Annotated in this window: 24 protein-coding genes and 1 rRNA gene; 19 read left to right on the top strand and 6 right to left on the bottom strand. The window is 69.6% G+C overall.

What is annotated here, in order from left to right:
• The 3 genes from rrf to ACWEIJ_RS43290 all read left to right on the top strand — a co-directional run.
• Positions 1-98, top strand: a 5S ribosomal RNA gene (rrf, locus tag ACWEIJ_RS43300); the annotation flags it as partial.
• 113 nt (positions 99-211) lie between these two features.
• Positions 212-1,027 carry a GNAT family N-acetyltransferase gene (locus tag ACWEIJ_RS43295; protein WP_449843122.1) on the top strand — a complete coding sequence of 272 codons (816 nt, stop codon included), beginning with the start codon at positions 212-214 and terminating at the stop codon, positions 1,025-1,027.
• Complete coding sequence (locus ACWEIJ_RS43290; RefSeq protein WP_449843121.1) at positions 1,015-1,824, top strand: GNAT family N-acetyltransferase; 810 nt, start codon at positions 1,015-1,017, stop codon at positions 1,822-1,824. Before ACWEIJ_RS43295 ends, ACWEIJ_RS43290 begins: the two co-directional genes overlap by 13 nt.
• Here ACWEIJ_RS43290 and ACWEIJ_RS43285 read toward each other — a convergent pair.
• Entirely contained in the window at positions 1,821-2,270 is a 450-nt protein-coding gene (locus tag ACWEIJ_RS43285; RefSeq protein WP_449843120.1) for an Lrp/AsnC family transcriptional regulator, read from the bottom strand. The two genes, ACWEIJ_RS43290 and ACWEIJ_RS43285, sit on opposite strands and share 4 nt — an antisense overlap.
• Positions 2,271-2,349: 79 nt before the next feature.
• Between ACWEIJ_RS43285 and ACWEIJ_RS43280 the strand changes: the two genes are divergently transcribed.
• The 6 genes from ACWEIJ_RS43280 to ACWEIJ_RS43255 all read left to right on the top strand — a co-directional run bounded on the left by ACWEIJ_RS43280 (position 2,350) and on the right by ACWEIJ_RS43255 (position 8,811).
• On the top strand, positions 2,350-2,772 hold the full coding sequence (locus ACWEIJ_RS43280; RefSeq protein WP_449843119.1) for a rhodanese-like domain-containing protein: 423 nt from the start codon (positions 2,350-2,352) through the stop codon (positions 2,770-2,772).
• A gap of 25 nt (positions 2,773-2,797) precedes the next feature.
• A complete protein-coding gene (locus tag ACWEIJ_RS43275) occupies positions 2,798-3,553 on the top strand; it encodes a type 1 glutamine amidotransferase (RefSeq protein WP_449843118.1) in 756 nt (251 codons plus the stop codon).
• Between the two features lie 85 nt (positions 3,554-3,638).
• Positions 3,639-4,772, top strand: coding sequence for an anion permease (locus ACWEIJ_RS43270; RefSeq protein WP_449843117.1), 1,134 nt, complete (start codon positions 3,639-3,641; stop codon positions 4,770-4,772).
• Positions 4,769-4,954 (top strand): hypothetical protein, encoded by a 186-nt coding sequence (locus ACWEIJ_RS43265; protein WP_449843116.1) that lies wholly within the window; start codon positions 4,769-4,771, stop codon positions 4,952-4,954. Before ACWEIJ_RS43270 ends, ACWEIJ_RS43265 begins: the two co-directional genes overlap by 4 nt.
• 27 nt (positions 4,955-4,981) lie before the next feature.
• Complete coding sequence (locus tag ACWEIJ_RS43260; protein ID WP_449843115.1) at positions 4,982-7,882, top strand: bifunctional [glutamine synthetase] adenylyltransferase/[glutamine synthetase]-adenylyl-L-tyrosine phosphorylase; 2,901 nt, start codon at positions 4,982-4,984, stop codon at positions 7,880-7,882.
• A complete protein-coding gene (locus ACWEIJ_RS43255; RefSeq protein WP_449843114.1) occupies positions 7,879-8,811 on the top strand; it encodes an NADP-dependent oxidoreductase in 933 nt (310 codons plus the stop codon). The genes ACWEIJ_RS43260 and ACWEIJ_RS43255 overlap by 4 nt, the downstream gene beginning before the upstream one ends.
• 64 nt (positions 8,812-8,875) lie before the next feature.
• Here ACWEIJ_RS43255 and ACWEIJ_RS43250 read toward each other — a convergent pair whose 3' ends face one another.
• Positions 8,876-9,109, bottom strand: coding sequence for a hypothetical protein (locus ACWEIJ_RS43250; protein ID WP_355437165.1), 234 nt, complete (start codon positions 9,107-9,109; stop codon positions 8,876-8,878).
• Between the two features lie 136 nt (positions 9,110-9,245).
• Between ACWEIJ_RS43250 and ACWEIJ_RS43245 the strand changes: the two genes are divergently transcribed.
• From ACWEIJ_RS43245 to ACWEIJ_RS43235, 3 genes are read left to right on the top strand one after another with little or no spacing between them, the layout of a single operon-like run.
• Positions 9,246-9,785, top strand: coding sequence for a hypothetical protein (locus tag ACWEIJ_RS43245; protein WP_449843113.1), 540 nt, complete (start codon positions 9,246-9,248; stop codon positions 9,783-9,785).
• A gap of 31 nt (positions 9,786-9,816) precedes the next feature.
• On the top strand, positions 9,817-9,978 hold the full coding sequence (locus ACWEIJ_RS43240) for a hypothetical protein (RefSeq protein ID WP_449843112.1): 162 nt from the start codon (positions 9,817-9,819) through the stop codon (positions 9,976-9,978).
• Between the two features lie 17 nt (positions 9,979-9,995).
• Positions 9,996-10,496, top strand: coding sequence for an NADAR family protein (locus ACWEIJ_RS43235; protein WP_449843111.1), 501 nt, complete (start codon positions 9,996-9,998; stop codon positions 10,494-10,496).
• Here ACWEIJ_RS43235 and ACWEIJ_RS43230 read toward each other — a convergent pair.
• Positions 10,414-11,004, bottom strand: coding sequence for an NUDIX hydrolase (locus tag ACWEIJ_RS43230; protein WP_449843110.1), 591 nt, complete (start codon positions 11,002-11,004; stop codon positions 10,414-10,416). The genes ACWEIJ_RS43235 and ACWEIJ_RS43230 overlap by 83 nt on opposite strands.
• Before the next feature lie 245 nt (positions 11,005-11,249).
• Between ACWEIJ_RS43230 and ACWEIJ_RS43225 the strand changes: the two genes are divergently transcribed.
• Entirely contained in the window at positions 11,250-11,453 is a 204-nt protein-coding gene (locus tag ACWEIJ_RS43225; RefSeq protein WP_449843109.1) for a hypothetical protein, read from the top strand.
• A 40-nt stretch (positions 11,454-11,493) separates the two neighbouring features.
• Complete coding sequence (locus tag ACWEIJ_RS43220; RefSeq protein ID WP_449843108.1) at positions 11,494-11,772, top strand: hypothetical protein; 279 nt, start codon at positions 11,494-11,496, stop codon at positions 11,770-11,772.
• Positions 11,773-11,802: 30 nt separating this feature from the next.
• Here ACWEIJ_RS43220 and glnA read toward each other — a convergent pair whose 3' ends face one another.
• Positions 11,803-13,227: a type I glutamate--ammonia ligase gene (glnA, locus tag ACWEIJ_RS43215; RefSeq protein ID WP_449843107.1), complete on the bottom strand. Its 1,425-nt coding sequence runs from the start codon at positions 13,225-13,227 to the stop codon at positions 11,803-11,805.
• Between the two features lie 169 nt (positions 13,228-13,396).
• Here glnA and ACWEIJ_RS43210 point away from each other — a divergent pair, with 169 nt between their 5' ends.
• Positions 13,397-13,870, top strand: a complete 474-nt coding sequence (locus ACWEIJ_RS43210) for an RDD family protein (protein ID WP_449843106.1) — start codon at positions 13,397-13,399, stop codon at positions 13,868-13,870.
• Between the two features lie 69 nt (positions 13,871-13,939).
• Here the strand turns inward: ACWEIJ_RS43210 and ACWEIJ_RS43205 are convergent, their stop codons facing one another.
• Positions 13,940-14,668 carry a DUF4191 domain-containing protein gene (locus tag ACWEIJ_RS43205; protein ID WP_449843105.1) on the bottom strand — a complete coding sequence of 243 codons (729 nt, stop codon included), beginning with the start codon at positions 14,666-14,668 and terminating at the stop codon, positions 13,940-13,942.
• Positions 14,669-14,730: 62 nt separating this feature from the next.
• Between ACWEIJ_RS43205 and ACWEIJ_RS43200 the strand changes: the two genes are divergently transcribed.
• The 4 genes from ACWEIJ_RS43200 (at position 14,731) to ACWEIJ_RS43185 (ending at position 18,793) form a co-directional block, all read left to right on the top strand.
• Positions 14,731-16,800 (top strand): ATP-dependent DNA helicase UvrD2, encoded by a 2,070-nt coding sequence (locus tag ACWEIJ_RS43200; protein WP_449843104.1) that lies wholly within the window; start codon positions 14,731-14,733, stop codon positions 16,798-16,800.
• Between the two features lie 142 nt (positions 16,801-16,942).
• Positions 16,943-17,215: a hypothetical protein gene (locus tag ACWEIJ_RS43195; RefSeq protein WP_449843103.1), complete on the top strand. Its 273-nt coding sequence runs from the start codon at positions 16,943-16,945 to the stop codon at positions 17,213-17,215.
• Positions 17,216-17,312: 97 nt separating this feature from the next.
• Positions 17,313-17,636 (top strand): WhiB family transcriptional regulator, encoded by a 324-nt coding sequence (locus ACWEIJ_RS43190; protein WP_355437185.1) that lies wholly within the window; start codon positions 17,313-17,315, stop codon positions 17,634-17,636.
• 335 nt (positions 17,637-17,971) lie between these two features.
• Positions 17,972-18,793 (top strand): class I SAM-dependent methyltransferase, encoded by an 822-nt coding sequence (locus ACWEIJ_RS43185; RefSeq protein WP_449843102.1) that lies wholly within the window; start codon positions 17,972-17,974, stop codon positions 18,791-18,793.
• A 923-nt stretch (positions 18,794-19,716) separates the two neighbouring features.
• On the opposite strand, the gene ACWEIJ_RS43180 is transcribed toward ACWEIJ_RS43185, so the two are convergent.
• Positions 19,717-20,277 (bottom strand): type IV toxin-antitoxin system AbiEi family antitoxin, encoded by a 561-nt coding sequence (locus ACWEIJ_RS43180; protein ID WP_449843101.1) that lies wholly within the window; start codon positions 20,275-20,277, stop codon positions 19,717-19,719.
• Positions 20,278-20,352: the final 75 nt, after the last annotated feature.

Raw genomic sequence — 20,352 nt, 5'->3', positions numbered from 1 at the left:
GGGAAACACCCGGTCCCATTCCGAACCCGGTAGTTAAGCCCTTCTGCGCCGATGGTACTGCACTGGTTACGGTGTGGGAGAGTAGGTCGCCGCCGGACAATCGTTCAGAAGACCCCTGCGGGTCGAGCACCTCGAGTGCTCTCCGCAGGGGTCTTTTGCATGCCGTTTTTTCGCTTGCCTCGCCTGGTCTGATGGACCCATGGACGCGGTCGTGCACACAAGTCTGGAGTCGTTCGACGCCGCCACCCACGATCGGCTGACCGCCGATCCGGTGCGGAACACGGTGGCGATCACCTCACTCGACCGCATCCGCCGGCTGCCGGGCGTCGACCACCCTCCGACCTTGATCACCTTCCACGACCGCGGTGAGGTGATCGGCTCCCTGATCCGGACACCTCCGTGGCTGTTCCAGGCCGCGGATCTGCCACTCGAAGCGGCGGAGCTGGCAGCGCGGATCGCCCGCGAGGTCGATCCGGACGCCCAGGGCGTCACCGGTCCGCGAGAAAGAGCTGAGGCTCTCGCCACAGCCATGGGCGCCGGCTTCGCCGAGTCGCTGACCACTCGGCAGTACCGCCTCGGCACGCTGGTTCCCCCGGCCGCGGCCGGCGCCGGGCGGATGGCGACCGAGGACGACGTCGAACTGCTAGGTGCCTGGCGCCGGGCGTTCCTCGCGGAAGCCGTGCCGGAGGCCCCGAACGACGGAACGACCGAAGCCATGCGCGGATCTCTGCGCCTCGGCAACGGCCACGTCCTCTGGGAGGTCGACGGCACCCCCGTCGCCTGGGCCGTGGCGAGCCTTCCGCAGTCCGGCATGACGCGGGTCGGCCCGGTCTACACCCCGCCAGAGCACCGCAAGCACGGCTACGGTGCCGCCGTCACCGCGATGGTCAGCCAGTGGGCACTCGACCGGGGAGCCACCGACGTCATCCTCTTCGCGGACCTGACCAACCCGACCTCCAACTCGATCTACCGACGAATCGGCTACCGAGCACTCGACGACTGGGCGGAGTTCTGGTGGAAGCGCTGATCCACGACGACATCGACGACTTCCTCGCGGTGGCAGGTGGCTTCCTCGACGCCGACCCCGTCAACCACAGCGTCCACCTGACCACAGTGGACTCGGCCCTGCGCGGCCTTCGCGTACCCGCGGCACTGATCTCGTTGCACGACAACGGAACTCTGGTCGGGGTCGCGACCCGCATGCAGGACCGCCCGCTGCACGTGGCCGCGATGCCTCCCGCGGCCGCCCCGCTGGTGGCCGAGGCGTTGCGCGGCCAGGACGTCGACGCCGTCACCGGCCCGCTGGACCGGGTCGAAGCCTTCCGCACCCTCTGGCGCGCCGGCGGCCGCGAGATCTTCCGGCTGAAGCTCTACCGGCTCGACGAGCTGACGATCCCCGACGTGCCGGGCCGGTCCCGCCTGGCGACCGAGGCGGACGACGACCTCATCACCGAGTGGTGGACCGACTTCATCGCCGAGCTGGACGGCCTGAGCCGCGACGACGCCCGTGACGCGATGCGCGGCATCCGCACGATGCCCGCGGGCCACGTGATCTGGGAGGCCGGCGGCGTGCCGGTGTCGTGGGCGGCCAGCACCGACCCGATCGCCGGAGTGTCGCGGGTCGGCCCGGTCTACACCCCGCCCGAGCACCGCCGACGGGGCTACGCCGCCGCCGTCACCGCCGCGGTCAGCCAGTGGGCGCACGGGGCCGGGGCCGACCACGTCGTGCTGACCGCCGACTTCGCCAACCCGACCGCGAACTCGGTCTACCAGGGCATCGGCTTCCGGCACGTCTCGGACTGGACGGAGTACCGCTGGTCCTAGCCGAAGAGCTCGGGGGTGAGCGGCCGGTTGCGCACGTGCGACGAGAACACCAGTGAAGTGGTGGTGTCCCCGTACCGCTGCATGACCTCGACGAGCTCCTCCAGCTCCACCATCGACCGGCACACCACGCGCAGCAGCCAGCAGTCGTCCCCGGTCACGTGGTCGGCGTCGAGGATCTGCGGCAGCAGGAGCACCTGACTGCGGAACCGCGGGGTGTCGAGGGACCGCACCCGCACGCGCACGATCGACTCGATCGGCAGCCCGAGGCGGGCCGGCGAGACCACCGCGACGAAGCCCGTGATCACGCCCAGCGACTCCAGGCGCCGGACCCGTTCGGTCACGGCCGGCGCGGACAGCGACACCTCGCGGCCCAGCGCGGTGAACGACATCCGGCCATCGGTCTGCAGCAGCGACAGGATCTTCCAGTCCACCGCGTCGAGTTCCACCTGGAAATCATAAGCAGAACGTCGTGAACGCCTGGACTTCCGCATGTCCGAACCGGAACCGTCCAAGCAGGATCATGACATGACCAACGCACTGCGCTTCCCCGCCGCCGACCCGACAGCGTCCGTGATCTTCTTCGCTGCCGAGCTCTCGCTGGAAGCGGATCCCGACGACGTCCACCGGGACATGCAGGAGGGCAACACGGCCGGGTACGTCCTCGTGGAGACGCGAAGCCCGGAAGCGTTCGCGCAGGAGCGCATCCCCGGCGCCATCAACCTGCCCTACCGCGACCTGCCCGAGCGGCTCGACCTCGACCCGGACCTGGTCTACATCTGCTACTGCGAGAGCTTCCAGTGCAACGCCGCCACCAAGGGCGCTCTCGCCCTCGCGCAACGCGGGTTCCGGGTGAAGCGGCTGGCCGGAGGCATCACGGCGTGGCGGGAAGCGGGCTATCCGGTCGAGCGGAACCAGGAGGATGTTTCTAAGGTCGCGTGTCACTGTTGAGACAAGCCGACATAGGCTCATGTCCGTGACCGCACCGCGTTTGCTCGTTCTGCAGCCCTCGCAGTCAGACCCGCTGGCGAAGCTGGGTGACTGGCTGGAGGCCGACGGCGTCGAGCTGCACCTCGTGTCGCTGCAGGACGAGCCCGCACCGGCCGATTTGGACGGCTACCAGGGCGTGATCTGCCTCGGCGGCGAGATGGGCGCGCTCGACGACGTCGAGCACCCGTGGCTGGCCGACGTCAGGAGGCTGCTGTCGAGCGCGGTCGCGCAGCGGGTGCCGGTGCTCGCGATCTGCCTCGGCGCTCAGCTGCTGGCCGCGGCCACCGGGGGACAGGTGCGCCGGGGCCCACAAGGGCCCGAGGTCGGGGTGTTGCTGGTGGCGAAGCGGGACGTGGCCGGCCACGACCCGCTGTTCGCGGATCTGCCGTTCACGCCGGACGTGCTGCAGTTCCACCTCGACGAGGTGCACGTGCTGCCTCCCGGCGCTGAGCACCTGGCGGCGTCCCCGAAGTACCCCAACCAGGCGTTCCGGGTCGGCGCAAGCGCTTACGGGCTGCAGTTCCACATCGAGACGACCCCGGAGATCGTCCTGAACTGGGCGGCCAAGGACCCCGACTCCGCGGCCTCCGCGCGGCCCCACCACTTCGACCAGGACTTCCTCGAGGAGGCGCACCGCGACTTCGAGGAGGTGTGGCAGCCGTTCGTGGGCAGATTCGCCAAGCTGGTGCGGGGAGAACTGCCTTCCGCGGGGTGTCCGGGCACACAACTTCCGTTGGTGTGACGTTACTTTCGTAGGTTATAGGGCATCCTGAGTACCCGGTACCGTCAACATCGAGCACCTTGTTCGATCCAGCCGGAGGATCAGTGTGGATCCCGCTCTTGTAGTGATCATCGTTGTCGTCACTGCTCTCATCTTCGACTTCACCAACGGGTTCCACGACACGGCCAACGCCATGGCCACCTCCATCGCGACCGGTGCGCTCAAGCCCAAGACGGCTGTCGCGCTGTCCGCGGTTCTCAACCTCGTCGGCGCCTTCCTGTCCGTAGAGGTGGCCAAGACCATCTCCGGCGGCATCGTCGACGACGCCAAGATCACGCCCGCGATCATCTTCGGCGGGCTGGTCGGCGCGATCATGTGGAACCTGGTCACCTGGTACGCCGGGCTGCCGTCGAGCTCGTCGCACGCGTTGTTCGGCGGCCTGATCGGTGCCGCGTGGGTCGCGTCCGGTGTGGACGCCATCCACTTCACCAAGGTCCTCGACAAGGTGATCGTGCCCGCGGTGGTCGCGCCGCTGGTCGCCGGTGTCGTCGCCGGCCTCGCCACGGTCGTGGTCTACCGGCTCAAGAAGGCCACGGACCCGCGCGTGTCGCACACCGGGTTCAAGATCGGCCAGGTCGCGTCCGCCTCGCTGGTCTCGCTCGCGCACGGCACGAACGACGCGCAGAAGACCATGGGCATCATCACGCTCGCGCTGATCACGTCCGGCTCGCTCGCGCCCGGTTCGGCGCCGCCCACCTGGGTGATCATCAGCGCCGCTGCGGCGATCGCGCTCGGCACGTACCTCGGCGGCTGGCGCATCACGCACACGCTCGGCCGCGGCCTCACGACCATCGAGCCCGCGCAGGGCTTCGCGGCGCAGACCTCCACGGCCGCGGCGATCCTCGCGTCGTCGCACCTCGGGTTCGCGCTGTCCACGACGCACGTCGCGTCCGGCGGCATCATGGGCTCCGGCCTCGGCCGCGACCGCCACGGCGTCAAGTGGGGGACCATGGGCAAGATGGCCGTCGGCTGGCTGGTCACGCTGCCCGCCGCGGGCATCGTCGGTGCCATCGCGGGCAAGTGGGCGTCCAGCGGCACGACCGGTGTCATCGGCGTCGCCGTCATCGGCAGTGCGATCGCGATCGGCATCTGGGTGCTGTCGCGGCGCGAGCCGGTCAAGCCGGAGCACATCGTCGACGAGGTCGCCGCGCAGGCGGAGCTCCACAAGGTGGCAGCGTGAAGATCGACTTCACCGCGCTGCTGACCGTTTTCGGCGCGACGCTGCTGGTCACGCTCCTGGTGGTGACGTTGTTCGTGCTCGGCATCAGGGCGTTGTCGAACAACTCGAAGGCCGCCGCGGTGGCGAGCTTCGCCGGGTGCGTGGCCGCGGTCGGCTACGGGCTGTTCCTGATCATCGTTTAGCACTCCCTGGCAGTAGGTTGGTGCGTGATGAGCGAATCAGCCCGCGCCGCCTCACCCGCCAGATTCGGACTCACCGAGCCGCGCAGCGAAGAAGTGCTGCGCGGCCTCGGTCTGTGGGCTGACCGTCGCCCGGCCGACGGCGCCGAGCCCGTCCTGGCCGCACTGTCCCGCTCTCCCGACCCCGACCTCGCGTTGCGCGGGCTGGAGCGCCTCCGCGGCGTCGCCGGCTGGCCCGAGCTCTCGGCCGCGCTGCACGAGGACACCGTGCTGCGCGGGCGGCTGCTCGCCGTGCTGGGGTCGTCGACCGCGCTGTCGGACTTCCTCGTCGCGCACCCCGAGCGGTGGCGGTCGCTGACCGACGAGGTCGACGTGTCGCTGGACCTGCCGGACGGAGCGGTTCTGCGCACCGAGTACCGCGCGAAGCTGCTGCTCGTAGCGGCCAACGACCTGGCACACGTCGTCGAGCCGACGCTGCCCTACATCCCGTACGACACGGTGGCGGCGCAGCTGTCCGATCTCGCGGTGTCCGCGTTGCGGGCGTCGTTGCGGCTCGCCGCGGAACGCGTCAACGGCGTGGACCGGTGCCGGCTCGCGGTGATCGCGATGGGCAAGTGCGGCGCGAACGAGCTGAACTACGTGAGCGACGTCGACGTCGTGTTCGTCGCCGAAGGTGATCTCGGTGCGGCGACGCGGCTGGCCAGCACGATGATGCAGATCGCGGGCCAGTCGTGCTTCGAGGTCGACGCGGCGCTGCGGCCGGAGGGCAAGGCGGGCGCATTGGTCCGCACGCTCGACGGACATGCCTCCTACTACCGGAAGTGGGCGCGGACCTGGGAGTTCCAGGCGCTGCTCAAGGCACGGCCGGTCGCGGGTGACGCCGAGCTGGGACAGGCGTACCTGGACGTCGTGCGGCCGTACGTGTGGACGGCGGCCGAGCGCGAGAACTTCGTCGAGGACGTCCAGGCGATGCGCCGCCGCGTCGAGGACCACGTGCCGACCGGGCTCGCCGACCGCGAGCTGAAGCTGGGCCGCGGCGGACTGCGCGACGTGGAGTTCGCGGTGCAGCTGCTGCAGCTCGTGCACGGCCGGTCCGATGAGGACCTGCGGATTCAGGCGACCACCGCCGCGTTGGCCGCGCTGGGCAGGGGCGGGTACATCGGGCGCAACGACGCGGCGGACTTCGGGCGCTCGTACCGGTTCCTGCGCACGTTGGAGCACCGGCTGCAGCTGCAGCGTTTACTGCGCACGCACCTCTTCCCGGCTGACGACGACCTCACGGCGTTGCGCTGGCTCGCACGTTCGGCCGGGCTGCACGCGGACGGGCGGAAGTCGGAGGGGCAGGTGCTGCTCGCGGAGTTCCGCAAGCACGCCAACCAGGTCCGGAGGCTGCACGAGAAGCTGTTCTACCGGCCGCTGCTGCAGTCCGTGGCGGGCGTGCCGACCGAGGCGTTGCGGCTGACCACCAAGGAGGCCGTGGCCCGGTTGGCGGCCTTGGGCTACACGTCGCCTGACGGGGCGTTGCGGCACATTCAGGCGTTGACGCACGGCGTTTCGCGGCGGGCTCGCATCCAGGGCGCTCTGCTGCCGGTGCTGCTCGACCTGTTCGCCGGCACGCCCGATCCGGACGGCGGGCTGCTCGCCTATCGGAAGGTGTCCGAGGCGCTCGCGGAGACGCCCTGGTACCTGCGGCTGCTGCGGGACGAGGGCGCGGTCGTCGAACGGCTCGCGGTGCTGCTGGGCACGTCGCGTTTCGTCCCGGATCTGCTGGTCAGGGCGCCGGAGGTGCTGCGGCTGCTCGCGGACACCGACGCGCTGGCAGTCCGTGATCCGCACGCGATCGGAAACCCGTTGCGCAGCGCGGTCTCCCGGTACGACGACCTGCCCCGTGCCGTCGCGGCCGCGCGGTCGTTGCGACGTCACGAGATGCTGCGCGTCGCCGCCGCGGACCTGCTGGGGTTCATGTCGGTGGACACGGTGTGCGTGTCGCTGTCCGAGGTGTGGGTCGCGGTGCTGCAGAGCGCGCTCGACGCGGCCGTGCGCGCGGCCGGCCGGCCCGTCGCCGCGCTGGCCGTGATCGGCATGGGCCGGCTCGGCGGCCACGAGCTCGGCTACGGGTCGGACGCGGACGTGATGTTCGTGTGCCGGCCGTTCGAAGGCGTGTCCGACGCCGAGGCGGCGAAGTGGGCGAGCGGTGTCGTCGAGAACATCCGGCGGCTGCTCGGCGCGCCGTCGCAGGACCCGCCGCTGCAGGTGGACGCTGACCTGCGGCCGGAGGGCAGGCAGGGGCCGCTGGTGCGGACCCTGGACTCGTACCGCGCGTACTACCGGCAGTGGGCGGAGATCTGGGAGAAGCAGGCGCTGCTGCGGGCCAGGTTCATCGCGGGCGACCCCGCGTTGGGTGCCGAGTTCGAGGCGTTGATCGAGCCGTTGCGGTATCCGGCCGACGGCCTGGACGCGGCGTCCGTGCGGGAGATCAGGCGGATCAAGGCGCGCGTCGACGCGGAACGGCTGCCGCGCGGTGCCGATCCCGGCACGCACACCAAGCTCGGCCGCGGCGGGCTCGCGGACGTCGAGTGGACCGTGCAGCTGTTGCAGCTGCAGCATTCCGGCGCGGTGCCCGAACTGCGCACACCGTCCACAATGGCCGCGATGTCCGCCGCCGTCTCGGCCGGACTGCTGGCCGCGGAGGACGCCACCGCGCTGACCGCCGCGTGGAACCTCGCGACGCGCGCCCGCAACGCCGTGACGCTGGTGCGCGGCAAGGCCTCCGACCAGCTGCCGACGTCCGGGCGCGACCTCGTGGCGGTCGCTTCCGTGATGGGGTACCCGCCCGGCGGCGATCCGGGTGTGTTCCTGGAGGAATATCGCCGTACGACCCGCCGTGCACGTGCAGTGGCGGAGCGAGTCTTCTACGGTGAGGGACTGTGAAAGCGATCGCGTTTACCCAGTTCGGCGACGCCGACGTCATGTCGTGGCAGGAGCTGCCCGATCCACTGCTGGGGCCTGACCAGGTCCTGGTGGAGGTGCGGGCGGCCGGCGTGAACCCGGTGGACTTCAAGATCAGAGCGGGATACCTGCAGGGTCTGCTGCCGCACCACCTGCCGTTGATCCCCGGCTGGGACGTCTCGGGTGTGGTGCGCGCGGTCGGCATCGGCGTGCAGGACTGGAAGCCGGGCGACGAGGTGCTCGCCTACGCGCGAAAGGACCACGTGCAGTTCGGCGCCTACGCCGAGCTGGTCGCGCTGCCGGACCGGATGATCGCCCGCAAACCGTCCACCGTGGACTTCGTGACGGCCGCCGCGCTGCCGCTGGCCGGGCTGACCGCGTTGCAGTCGCTGAAAGCCGTCGGCACCGGGCCTGGTGACGTCGTGCTGGTGCACGCCGCCGCGGGCGGGGTCGGCCACCTCCAGGTGCAGATCGCGCGCGAGCTGGGCGCCGCGCGGGTGCTCGGCACGGCGTCGCCGCGCAACCACGACTTCGTCCGGTCGCTGGGCGCCGAACCGGTGGCCTACGGCGACGCGCTGGTCGACACCGTCGCGGAGCTGATCGGCGGGGACGGCAAGGTCGACGTGGTGACCGACAACGTCGGCGGGCTCGCGTTCGACCAGTCGTTGCAGCTGGTGCGGGACCGGGCGCGAATGACGTCCATTGTGGACGGGCCGCGTGCGCTGGAGCACGGAGTGATCAACACCTGGGCGCGGCCGAACGCCGAGCAGACGCAGTGGCTGGTGGACCTGGTGGCCACCGGTTCGCTGCGCGTCGAGGTGCAGCAGACGTTCCCGTTGGCGGAAGCGGTAAAGGCGCACAAGCTGCTCGAAGGTGGGCACGTGCGCGGCAAAGTCGTACTAACGGCCTGAAATCTTCAGGTATTTCTTCAGGTTTGGGGGCACTCCGGACGGGGTGCCCCCACTTCTGGGCTGCTCAGTCCTCGTCCGCGTCGGGGTCGACAGCAGGAGCGCTGGTGTAGACCTCGACGACCCATTCCTCCTCCAACGACTCGGCGTCGTCGGCGTCGGGAACGAGGCGGTTGTAGGCGCGGACACCGAGGTCGAGCACGTCAGCGGCCTGAACCGCTTCGAGCGCCTCGGCTGCCGAGCCGACGATGTGGGTGGTGAGCAGCTGCGGAGCCGTGAATTCGGCGACATCTTGAGACACGCGCGGACCCTAGCGCATTGACGTTTCACCCGTTCGATATGAGACTAGGCCCGCTCGCGGGGGAGCTGTGTTTTGTCACGGGGGTCGAACAGAGGAAGTCATGCAGCATCGTCGGGTCACGCGCCGAGGTAAGACCGTGATCGCCATTGCGGGCGTGGCTGCCGGTGTGCTCGCGTTACTGGGCGTGATCCAGTTTGCACTGAGCGGTGACAACTCCGCCGCACAGCCCAACACCACGGCCACCTCGACCACGTCGAACAGCGCCCAGACTCCCGATGGCGCGCTGGAGACCACCGAGCCGTCCGCCGAGGTGAAGGTCGCGACGGGCTCCTTCAAGCAGCAGCGCGGCATGCTCACCGTCGAGGTGACGCGTGTGGAAGCCGCGAACGGCCGCGTGAAGCTCTTCGTGACGGCCACGAACGCCTCCCAGGCCCGTATGACCCTCCCCGTCGACGGCATCGCGGTCCTGGACGATCTGAAGCGCACCTACGCGGCGTCGAGCAGCAAGTGGGACGGCCTCGTCACCCAGGGCACCACCACGTCGGGCATCGTGATCCTCGACCAGAAGCTCGGCGCGGGTGTGAACTCCCTCACCCTGACGTTCAACTCGATCTCCGGCCAGTTCGCGCCCACCGGCGCCGCGATCACCGTGACGGGCATCCCGGTCCCGAAGTGATTTCGTTCGCGCGGATGGGTACGCCTCGTGCATGACTCAACGCGGAAGTGATCAGCACGGCCCCGCCCGCGACGACGAGCTGAAGCGCGAACTCGCCAACGAGCTGCGCGCAGGCGGCCCGACGCGCGCCCAGTCGTGGCGCGAGCCGGAGATGCCGGAACCCGGCGAAAACCTGGAGCAGGACGACCGTTAGTTGCCTACTGTGCTCGCGTGAAGTTCCTGTTCTTCTGGGGCCATCAGCCCGAGCGTGACGGCGGCATCGGCAAGGGCTGCCTGTCGCAGTGGTGGCCGTGCACGTTCGTCGTCGATGGCGTGACCTTCGCGTCCGCCGAGCACTACATGATGTGGCGCAAGGCTTTGCTGTTCGACGACACCGCCGTCGCCGCCCGCGTGCTCGCCGCGGCCTCACCGGGCGAGGCGAAGGCGCTGGGCCGCGAGGTGTCGGGGTTCTCGGAGCCCGCCTGGGTTTCCGCGCGCCTGGAGATCGTGGTCGCCGGCAACCTGGCGAAGTTCGGCCAGGACCCGGCGCTGCGCTCCTACCTGCTGGGCACCGGTTCCCGCGTCCTGGTCGAGGCCAGCCCGCTGGACCGCGTGTGGGGCATCGGTTTGACCGCGGACGACCCGCGCGCTACCGACCCGTCGTCGTGGCAGGGCCTGAACCTGCTCGGCGAGGCCCTGATGGAGGTTCGCTCGCGGCTGTCCGCAGCGTGAGGTAGGTCGTGAGCGCCGCCAACGTGATCCCGCACGGAACCAGTCCTTTTCGGATGATCCCGGGGATGTCGTCGAGCGGCACCCACTCGACCTTCGCCGCCTCGGCGGGATCCGGCTCACCGGTCCTGACCGGGTCGGCGCCGACGAAGATGTGCGTCGTGTGAGAACTGATGCCGAGCAACGGGTTGATGGTGACCAGCGGCTCGATGCTCACCCTGTAGCCGGTTTCTTCCTCGGTCTCACGGATCGCCGCGGCCTCCACCGTCTCGTTCGCCTCACCTCGGCCTGCCGGGATCTCCCAGCCCCACGTACCGGTCGTGAAGCGGTGACGCCACATCAGCAGCACGCGGTCCTGGTCGACGACCACTACAGCCGTCGAGGGGTGGGGCAGCCGGACGACGTGGTGCTCGAACCGTTCGCCGTCGGGGATCTCCACGTCGTCGAGGTCGACGCTCAGCCACTCCGACTCGTAGATGCGGCGGGTGCCGTGCACTGTCCACTGTGTCACGGCGCTAGCTCTACCACGCGACCGCCGCTTCCTGCTCGACCGCATTGCTCCATCAGGTTGAAGTGCTCTCGCGCCGGACACGCCGACGTTCCTCGGTTCGACAGAGGCAGTGCGGCGGCCTGGTGCGAGGTGTGGAGCGGGAAATGCGTGATGAGTTCGCCGTGCTGGCCGAAGGAGAAGCGGACCGGGCGGCCGTGGTGGGCTGAATCGTCCTCGCCTTCGCGGGCCTTGTCGCGATCGCGGTCGTGGCCATCGCCTGTGCGGCCGCCGAGGAGAAGTTCGTGGAATGGCTCAACGGCAGGTTCTCGCCGTTCACACCGTCCTGGTTCGCCGTCGCGCTGGCCGGCGCCGCGCTGATCGTGACGGGCTTCATCGTGGCGAGCTGGGGGCTCGCGATCGCGGGCGGTGCGCTGTGGTTCTTCCTCTGGCGTGTCTCGGAGCACGAGTGACCGGGTGAACCCCGCGGCCGCGCCACACGTGTACCAAGGCGTGTTCAGCTACTCAGGGCCGGCCCTGCTCGTCTACGCGGACGGGAACAGGGCTGAGCTGGATCGGGTGGACGTGATCGAGACGGTGACCGACGGCATCTGGCAGCTGTCCGGTGCCGGCACGGCCGCGGACGAGTTGAACGGCGGTGAAGCCCTGCTCAGGCTGCCGACCGGTGGTGCGGCCGCGGTCGTGGTGACCAACGTCCGCGTGCACGAGGGCGCGAAGGGCCTGTCGACGAGCGTGACGCTGCTCGGGACAGACCGAGGGCCGGGCGACTAGGTCACCCGGCCCTCGGCGGTCAAGCGTCGATCACACGTCGTAGTAGAGCGCGAACTCGTAGGGGTTCGGGCGCAGACGCAGCGGGTCGATCTCCTGCTCGCGCTTGAACGAGATCCAGGTGTCGATCACGTCCGGCGTGAACACGCCGCCCTCGAGCAGGAACTCGTGGTCGGCCTCCAGGTTGTCGAGCACCGCGTCGAGCGAGGCCGGGACCTGCTTGACGTCGCGGGCCTCCTCGGGCGGGAGCTCGTAGAGGTCCTTGTCGATCGGGGCCGGCGGCTCGATCTTGTTCTTCACGCCGTCGAGGCCCGCCATGACCATCGCCGAGAAGGCGAGGTACGGGTTGCCGGACGAGTCGGGGCAGCGGAACTCGATGCGCTTGGCCTTCGGGTTGTTGCCCGTGATCGGGATGCGGACGCACGCCGAGCGGTTGCGCTGGGAGTAGACCAGGCTGACCGGGGCCTCGTAGCCGGGGACCAGGCGGTGGTAGGAGTTCACCGTCGGGTTGGTGAAGGCCAGCAGCGACGGCGCGTGGTGCAGGATGCCGCCAATGTAGTGGCGGGCGGTGTCGGACAGGCCCGCGTAGCCGCTCTCGTCGTGGAACAGCGGCGCGCCGTCCTTCCACAGCGACTGGTGGGTGTGCATGCCCGAGCCGTTGTCGCCGAAGAGGGGCTTCGGCATGAACGTGACGGTCTTGCCGGCCTGCCACGCGGTGTTCTTGATGATGTACTTGAACAGCATCAGGTCGTCGGCGGCGTGCAGCAGCGTGTTGAAGCGGTAGTTGATCTCCGCCTGGCCCGCGGTGCCGACCTCGTGGTGAGCGCGCTCGACCGAGAAGCCGTTCGCCTCCATGTTGAGGACCATCTGGTCGCGGAGGTCCGCGTAGTGGTCGGTCGGCGTGACGGGGAAGTAGCCGCCCTTGTACTTGACCTTGTAGCCGAGGTTGCCGCCCTCTTCCTCGCGGCCCGTGTTCCACCAGCCGGACTCGGAGTCGATCTTGTGGAACGACCCGTTCGCCGTGGTGTCGAACTGGATCGAGTCGAAGATGTAGAACTCGGCCTCGGCACCGAAGTACGCGGTGTCGGCGATGCCCGAGTCGGTGATGTACTGCTCGGCCTTGCGCGCGATGTTGCGCGGGTCGCGGCTGTACGCCTCACGCGTGAACGGGTCGTGCACGAAGAAGTTGACGATCAGCGTCTTCTCGATGCGGAACGGGTCGAGACGCGCGGTGTACAGGTCGGGCAGCAGCAGCATGTCCGACTCGTGGATGGACTGGAAGCCGCGCACGGAGGAGCCGTCGAAGGCGAGACCCTCTTCGATCGCGTCGGCGTCGAACGCCTTGGCCGGCAGCGTGAAGTGCTGCATCACGCCGGGCAGGTCGCTGAACCGCACGTCGACGAACTTGACGCCCTCGTCGGAGATGAACTTCAGCACCTCGTCGGAATTTTTGAACACCCTCGTCGACTCCTTGACTATGGACAACGGCTGGTCATCGCGAGCGACCGTATGTCGGCGGTGTTGCCCGTCCGTCACTCGGATGTTTCGCCAGTGTTAACGGGGCCGTCTGAGGGGGCAAGACGACCTGCCGATCCTCACCCGATGTTCACAGGCTTACTCTGGTGGGGTGAGCAGGTGGACCGGTTCGTGGCTGTCGGGACCGCGCTCGGTGCTGGAACCGGGCGACGAGTCGAACGACGGCAAGCAGCAGCGCTGGCGGGGTGAGCGGCACGGCTTCCCGGAGAAAGGGCCGGGTTCCATCGCCTCCATCGGGCGGCGCACGCTGGCCATTCTCGTCGACTTCCTGCTGGCGGCCCTCGTCGCCGGGCTGTTCACCCGGCCGGAACTGCCGCGCAATTGGAGCCTGCTGGCCTGGTTCGTCATCACCGTGGTCGCGGTGGCGTTCTTCGGGTTCACGCCGGGGCACGCGTTGTTCGGGCTGCGGGTGGCGCGCATCGACGGCAAGGCGTTCGTGCACCTGCCCCGCGCGCTGCTGCGCACCATCCTGATCTTCCCGCTGATCCCGGCGCTGGTCTGGGACGCGGACGGCCGGTGCCTGCACGACAAGGCGGCGGGCACCGTCGTCATCAAGGTCCGCTAGCCCTGAAGCAACGCGAAAAGGCCCGCCGCACGAGCTGTGCGACGGGCCTTTCCGCTGGTCAGGACTGGTTCAACGACGGCGCAGCGTGCGCTGCACGTTGCGCATCTTCGCGCCCTGGGGCATCGGGCCCTTGGGCAGTGCGGCGCCACGGCTCGACAGCGCGGCGAGACGGGTCTCCAGCGCGTCGACCTGGGCGGTCGTGATGTTGCGCGGCAGCTTCATCAGCGTCGACTGCAGCTTCTTCAGCGGGACCTGGCCCTCGGCGGAGCCGATGATGAAGTCGTAGATCGGGGTCTCGCCGACGACGCGGGAGATGCGCTTCTTCTCCTGCGCGAGCAGCGGCTTGACGCGCTGCGGCGCACCCTCGGCGACCAGGACGACGCCCGGCCTGCCCAGCACGCGGTGCACGGCGTCGAGCTGCGTGGTGCCCGCGACGGCGGGCGTGACGCGCCAGCGGCCGCGCAGGTTCTCCAGCGCCCAGGCGCCGGCGCCGGGCTGGCCGTCGGCCTTGCGGAAGACGTTGCTCTGCACGCGGCGCCCGAAGATGATCACGGCCAGCAGCGCACCGATCGCGACGCCCAGCGGCACGAACATCCAGACCGCGTTCAGGACCAGGCCCAGGACCACGGCGATCGCGGTGACGCCGAGCAGCGCCGCCAGCATCAGCGGAACGAGCGCCTTGTCCTCGCGGCGTTGCATCTTGAACGCCTCGAAGATCTGCTTGCGCCGTTCGCGGGAAGCCGCGCGACGAGCCTTCGCCGCTTCTTTGGCAGCCGCCTTGTCCTGCTTACCAGCCATGCTCACCAGGATACGGCGCGCTGGTCTCAGCGTTGCATCGGCCATCTGCGAGACTGCCTGGCATGGAGGCGTTGCTGGAGGGTCTTGATCCGGAACAGCGCGCAGCGGTCGAGGCGCCGCGCGGCCCGGTGTGCGTGCTCGCGGGTGCCGGTACCGGCAAGACCCGCACGATCACCCACCGCATCGCCTACCTGTGCCAACGCGGTCACGTCGCTCCGTCGCAGGTCCTCGCCGTCACGTTCACCAAGCGTGCCGCGGGGGAGATGCGCACCCGTCTGCGTTCTCTGGACGTGCACGGCGCACAGGCCGTGACGTTCCACGCCGCCGCGTCCCGCCAGCTGCGGTACTTCTGGCCGCGGGTCATCGGCGGCCCGCGGTGGGAGCTGATCGACCAGAAGATCCGCGTCGTTGGCCGGGCCGCGTCCCGGCTGGGGCTGCCGACCGAGGCCGACGCGCTGCGCGACCTCACCGGTGAGATCGAGTGGGCGAAGTCGTCGCTGCTGACGCCGGACGCGTACCCGGCGGCCGCCTCTCGCGCCGCGCGCGACATTCCCGCGCCCGCCGAGCAGATCATGAAGCTCTACGCGATGTACGAGCAGCTCAAGAACGAGGCGCAGCTGCTCGACTTCGACGACCTGCTGCTGCACACCGCCGCCGCGCTCGAGGACAACCTGGAGGTCGCGCAGGAGTTCCGCGACCGCTACCGCTGCTTCGTCGTCGACGAGTACCAGGACGTGACGCCGCTGCAGCAGCGCGTGCTCGACGCGTGGCTCGGCGGTCGCGACGACCTGACCGTGGTCGGCGACGCGAACCAGACCATCTACTCCTTCGCCGGTGCCTCCCCGCAGCCGCTGCTCAACTTCGGGCGGCGGTTCCCCGAGGCCGTCGTCGTGCGGCTGGAGCGCGACTACCGGTCGACGCCTCAGGTCGTGGCGCTGGCGAACGACGTGATCAAGTGGGCGCGCGGCCGTCCCGCCGGCTCGCGGCTCAAGCTCGTCGGCCAGCGGCCGGACGGTCCGGCGCCGCGGTTCCACGAGTTCGACGACGAGCCGGCCGAGGCGGACTCGGTCGCGCTGCGCATCAAGACGTTGCTCGACGAGGGTGTCGCGGCCTCCGAGATCGCGATCCTCTACCGCGTCAACGCGCAGTCCGAGGTGTACGAGCAGGCGCTCGCGTCGCACGGCATCCCGTACCTGGTGCGCGGGGGCGAGCGGTTCTTCGAGCGGGCCGAGGTCCGCCAGGCGATGATCGCGTTGCGCGCGGCGGGCGATCTCGACGGCAGCCTGCCCGAGGTCGTCCGCTCGGTGCTGGCGCGCGTCGGGCTGACCGACGAGCCGCCGACCGGTGGCTCCGCACGCGAGCGCTGGGAGTCGCTGCTCGCGCTCGTCGAGCTCGCCGAGGAGTTCGTCGGGGCCGTGCCCGGCGCCGACCTGCCGCGGTTCTGCGCGGAGCTCGACGTGCGGGCCGAGGCGCAGCACCCGCCGACCGTCGAGGGCGTGACGCTCGCGTCGCTGCACGCGTCGAAGGGCCTGGAGTGGGACGCCGTGTTCCTCGTCGGGCTGGTCGAGGGCACGATGCCGATCCAGTACGCCGACGGTGACGAGGCCAAGGTCGAAGAAGAACGCCGCCTTCTCTATGTAGGAGTCACGCGCGCGCGAGAGCACCTCTGGCTCTCGTGGGCGTTGTCGCGCGCCGCCGGTGGCCGCAAGTACCGCCGCCGGTCGCGGTTCCTCTACAGCCTCGTGCCCGAGAACCACCCGGCCGCCCGAGTATCTGGCGGCGCGCAGCGGCCTCCCTTGATGAAGAAGGAGAAGCCGACCTGCCGGGTGTGCGCCGCGACGCTGGTCGAGGCGCAGGCCGTCAAGCTGGGACGCTGCAAGTCCTGCCCGTCCGATGTGGACGAAGAACTGCTCGAGTCGCTCCGTCAGTGGCGTGCGGCGAGGGCGCGGGAGCTGAAGGTGCCCGCGTACGTCGTCTTCACCGACGCGACGCTGATGGCGATCGCGGAGCAGCGACCCACGGATTCGGCCGGACTCGTGGCGATCTCGGGCATCGGCGCCTCGAAGCTTGATAAGTTCGGCGACGACGTGTTGGGCCTGGTCCGGGCCGGTGTCGGGTACTCCGCCACCTGATCGGGACAAGTTTCGTTAAATAGGTTGCGAGCCCGTGGGACGGGGTCATAACCTGCTCATGCCGGGTCCGGAGGACCCGTCTGGGGAAGAAGAACTACTACTAGCTCTCTACAGCAGAGCTCTCTTGGAGGAGGTGGCCGTTGTGAAGCTCTTCACGACTTCGCGCGCGCTCGGCCTCCCCGTGTCCGAGGGCCTCTGCACGTCCGCAGCCGCTCAGGCCATGTGGCAGAAGTCTGCCCTGAAGCCAGTGGCACTGCTGGGTCGTGAGCGCGGCACCGCTCTGCGGGGCACCGCTCTGCGCGGCATCGCGCTGGGCAGCGAGCAGCCGATCGTGCTGCCGGTCATCGATGACGTTCACAACTACACGAATGCGCCGTCCGCGCATCAAGTGAGAAGGCTCCTGCCGACCCCATAGGGGGTCGAAGGACCACCAGGCTCACGAAGGCCGCGGACTCGCACAGAGTCCGCGGCCTTCGTGTTTTTGCAGTACCCCACACAAGGAGAAAACCCTGATGTTGACCGCGACTGTCCCGCTCACCGGCGAGACACTTCCGGACCTCGCGGAGGGGCTCGACCTGCCCTGCCGCACCCACAACCCCGACCTCTGGTTCGCTGACGCGCCGGCCGACCTCGAGAAGGCGAAGTCCTTCTGCGGGACCTGCCCGGTGCTGGCGGAGTGCCTCGCCGGCGCGCTCGCCCGTCACGAGCCGTGGGGCGTCTGGGGTGGAGAGATCTTCGAGCGCGGTGTCGTGATCGCGCGGAAGCGGCCCCGCGGCCGTCCGCGCAAGGACGCGGCAGCTGTTGTCACCACCGACAAGACGGAGGCGGCGGCGTGAACACCGTGACCAGCAACAGCGCGTTCCCCACCTACCTGAACGAGGGCCTGACACCCATGTCTCTGAACGAAGAACTCGTGCGAATACGAATACAAGAAGCCCAGAGGTTCGCTGAAGAGCAACGCCTGGCGAACCGCCTCGCGTCAGCGCAACGTTGGCGCAGGTTGTCGCGATGGGCCGGTCGCAGAGCGGCTCGCTTCGACCTCTGACAGTCCCGAGCTGAGGCCGTCATCCACGAGAAGGTGGATGGCGGCCTCGGCCGTTCCTCCGTACCGTTTGCATTTGTGCCGCACCACACCCACGACGGGATCGACTGGTCCGCCAGGCTTCACGCGATGAGGCGCTACGGCTCACTCCAGGCCGAGGCGCTGTCGGTCGTCGCCCGCAGACTCGTAGGGCTGCTGCCCGACTCGCCGGTCGTCATGGACGTCGGCTGCGGCGCGGGCTCCATGAGCGTGCCGCTCGTCTCGGCGCTGCGCGAACACGGCGGCGGCGTCCTCGTCCTTGTCGACGCCACCCCCGAACTGCTCGACGCAGCCTGCACCGCAGCGCGCGCCGAAGCCGACGGCGCCGTGTCGGTGAAACCGGTGCTGGCCGACCTCACCACCGAGGACCCGCTGTCGTTCGCCGGCCCGGTCGAGCTCATCTGGGGCTCGCGGGTGATCCACCACCTCCCCGACCAGCTGCGCGGCCTGCGCCGCCTGGTCTCCGCACTGGCACCCGGCGGCTGGCTGGCCCTGGCGGAAGGCGGCCTCGAAACCCGCTTCCTGCCGTGGGACCTCGGCGTGGGCGAACCGGGCCTGCAGGACCGCATGGCCGCGGCCCGCGCGGAGTGGTTCGTGTCGATGCGCGAGAACATGACCGGCTCCGTGCGCCTGCCCGTCGGCTGGAACGTCGCCCTGGCCGACGCGGGCCTGGGCGAGATCAGCGCCTTCAGCTTCGTCGTCGACCACCCGGCACCCTCGAAGCAGCTCGTCCGCGAATGGGCGGTCGACCGCCTGACCTGGCTCGCCGAGATCACCGGGCCCTACCTGCACCCGGCCGACCGCGACGCGCTGCGCCGGCTGCTGAACCCCTCCGACTCCGAGTACGTCGGTGCGCGGGAGGATGTGTTCCTGCTGGAGACCGACACCGTCCACCTCGGACGGCGCCGATGACGGCGTGCCACAGATGTGGCCGGCTGCGTGCCTCCGTTTCCGACCTGGAGTTCCTGGCCTGGTCGTCTGAACGGACCGGTGGGTCGATTCGGTGGTTGTGTCACGTGTGCGCCAAGGCGCACGTGCGTGACATCGAGGGGAAGTTGCCGGACGAGTACTGGCGGTGACCGGTACCGGTTGGGCTTGGGATGCGCTGGATTTGGGCCTGGTGAGGCGCCGGGCGCCCGGTCGGGTTGGTGAGGCGCCCGGTCGGGTTGGTGAGGCGCGCGGCTCGGGTTGGCGCTGGCTCGGGGCTCGGGTTGGCGCTGGTTCGGGCCTCAGGTTGATGAGACGCGAGGCTCGGGTTGGTGCGCCGCAGGGCTCGCGGTGATGAGGCGCAGGGCTCGCGATGATGAGGCGCGCGGCTCGGTTGGTGAGGCTCGGGCTGGTGAGGCGCGCGGCTCGGTTGGTGAGGTGCCTGGTCGGGTTGGTGAGGCTCAGGCGCTCGGGTTGGCGTTGGCCTGGGGCTGGGTTTCACGCTCCTGATCAGGTTGGTGCACCTCGGGTTGGGGCGCGTGGCTTGCGCTCGGGTTCGGCGTCTTGCACCGGGGCGTGCGGTTCGGTTCGGCTGAGTGGCTTGTGTTCTGACTCCGCGTTCCATGCCGGATCGGTAGGGCGGCGGGTTCGGGTGTCTCCGGTTCGGCTTGTGGCCGGGTCCCGTGTTTCACGCCGGACCGCTAGGGCGGCGGGTTCGGTGTCTTCCGTTCGGCTTGTGGCCTGACTCCGCGTTCCACACCCGATCGTTAGGCGGCGGGTTCGGTGCCTCCCGTTCGGCGCCCGGTGAAGTCGCGAGTCTCGTTTCCGCGATGCCCTTGTGGCGCCAGGCCTCAGCCCAGGCCTGGTGTGCGGCTGCGCTCGTCGGTTGGACGAGTCGCGCCCAGCGTTCAGGCGGCCGTCGGACCGCCGCGCGGGTAGAGGTGGCGTAAGGCCTGTCTGACCAGCGCCGATCCCCGTCGGCTGCCCAGCTGCAGCTCCTCGTGCAGCTCGCCGGGCGAGCACAACCGCGCGTCCACCACCGCGTCGAGGATCGCCACGACCGCACGCGGGTTCGTTTCGCGGCGGGCCAGGTCCAGCGCGGCTCTGGCCGGGGTTGCCAGGCGCAGGCCGTGGCGGTGCACGACGGCCGGTGGACGGGTCGTGCGTTCGATGAGAATGCCCGGATGCGCTCTTCGGATGTTCTTTCCCGCCAGCACGTGAATGTGCCGGGGGAGGGGCAGCACGGCGCCTTGCCGGGTCAGCGCGTCCGCTCCGGTGATCACGGAATCCAGGCCCGCGAAGAACAGGACCGCGCGCAGCCGGTCCAGGCGGGAGGGTGGCGACGGCTTCTGCAGGACGATGCCGGGAAGCAGCTGCTGCCAAGGGCCGGCCGGCGTGCAGTGACGCCGGATCTCGCGTGGTGACAGGCCGGATTTGCGCAGGTCAGTGGTGGTCGCGATGGGGGTCATGTGGTCCATCGTGGCCTACTGGGGCGACGGCGAACCGGGGTGAGAGCCAACCTGTGGACAACTCAGACTGGGTTC

Source organism: Lentzea sp. NPDC004789 (assembly GCF_053601075.1).
Note: the sequence above shows the minus strand (reverse complement) of the source record. Positions and strands in the feature narration are given on the sequence as shown.

Excerpts from the sequence above, each read along its gene's own strand:
- ACWEIJ_RS43180 (WP_449843101.1), bottom strand. The coding sequence starts at position 20,277 with ATGACCCCCATCGCGACCACCACTGACCTGCGCAAATCCGGCCTGTCA.
- ACWEIJ_RS43185 (WP_449843102.1), top strand. The coding sequence starts at position 17,972 with ATGAGGCGCTACGGCTCACTCCAGGCCGAGGCGCTGTCGGTCGTCGCC.
- ACWEIJ_RS43260 (WP_449843115.1), top strand. The coding sequence starts at position 4,982 with ATGAGCGAATCAGCCCGCGCCGCCTCACCCGCCAGATTCGGACTCACC.
- ACWEIJ_RS43205 (WP_449843105.1), bottom strand. The coding sequence starts at position 14,668 with ATGGCTGGTAAGCAGGACAAGGCGGCTGCCAAAGAAGCGGCGAAGGCT.
- ACWEIJ_RS43190 (WP_355437185.1), top strand. The coding sequence starts at position 17,313 with ATGTTGACCGCGACTGTCCCGCTCACCGGCGAGACACTTCCGGACCTC.
- ACWEIJ_RS43200 (WP_449843104.1), top strand. The coding sequence starts at position 14,731 with ATGGAGGCGTTGCTGGAGGGTCTTGATCCGGAACAGCGCGCAGCGGTC.
- ACWEIJ_RS43280 (WP_449843119.1), top strand. The coding sequence starts at position 2,350 with ATGACCAACGCACTGCGCTTCCCCGCCGCCGACCCGACAGCGTCCGTG.
- ACWEIJ_RS43240 (WP_449843112.1), top strand. The coding sequence starts at position 9,817 with ATGACTCAACGCGGAAGTGATCAGCACGGCCCCGCCCGCGACGACGAG.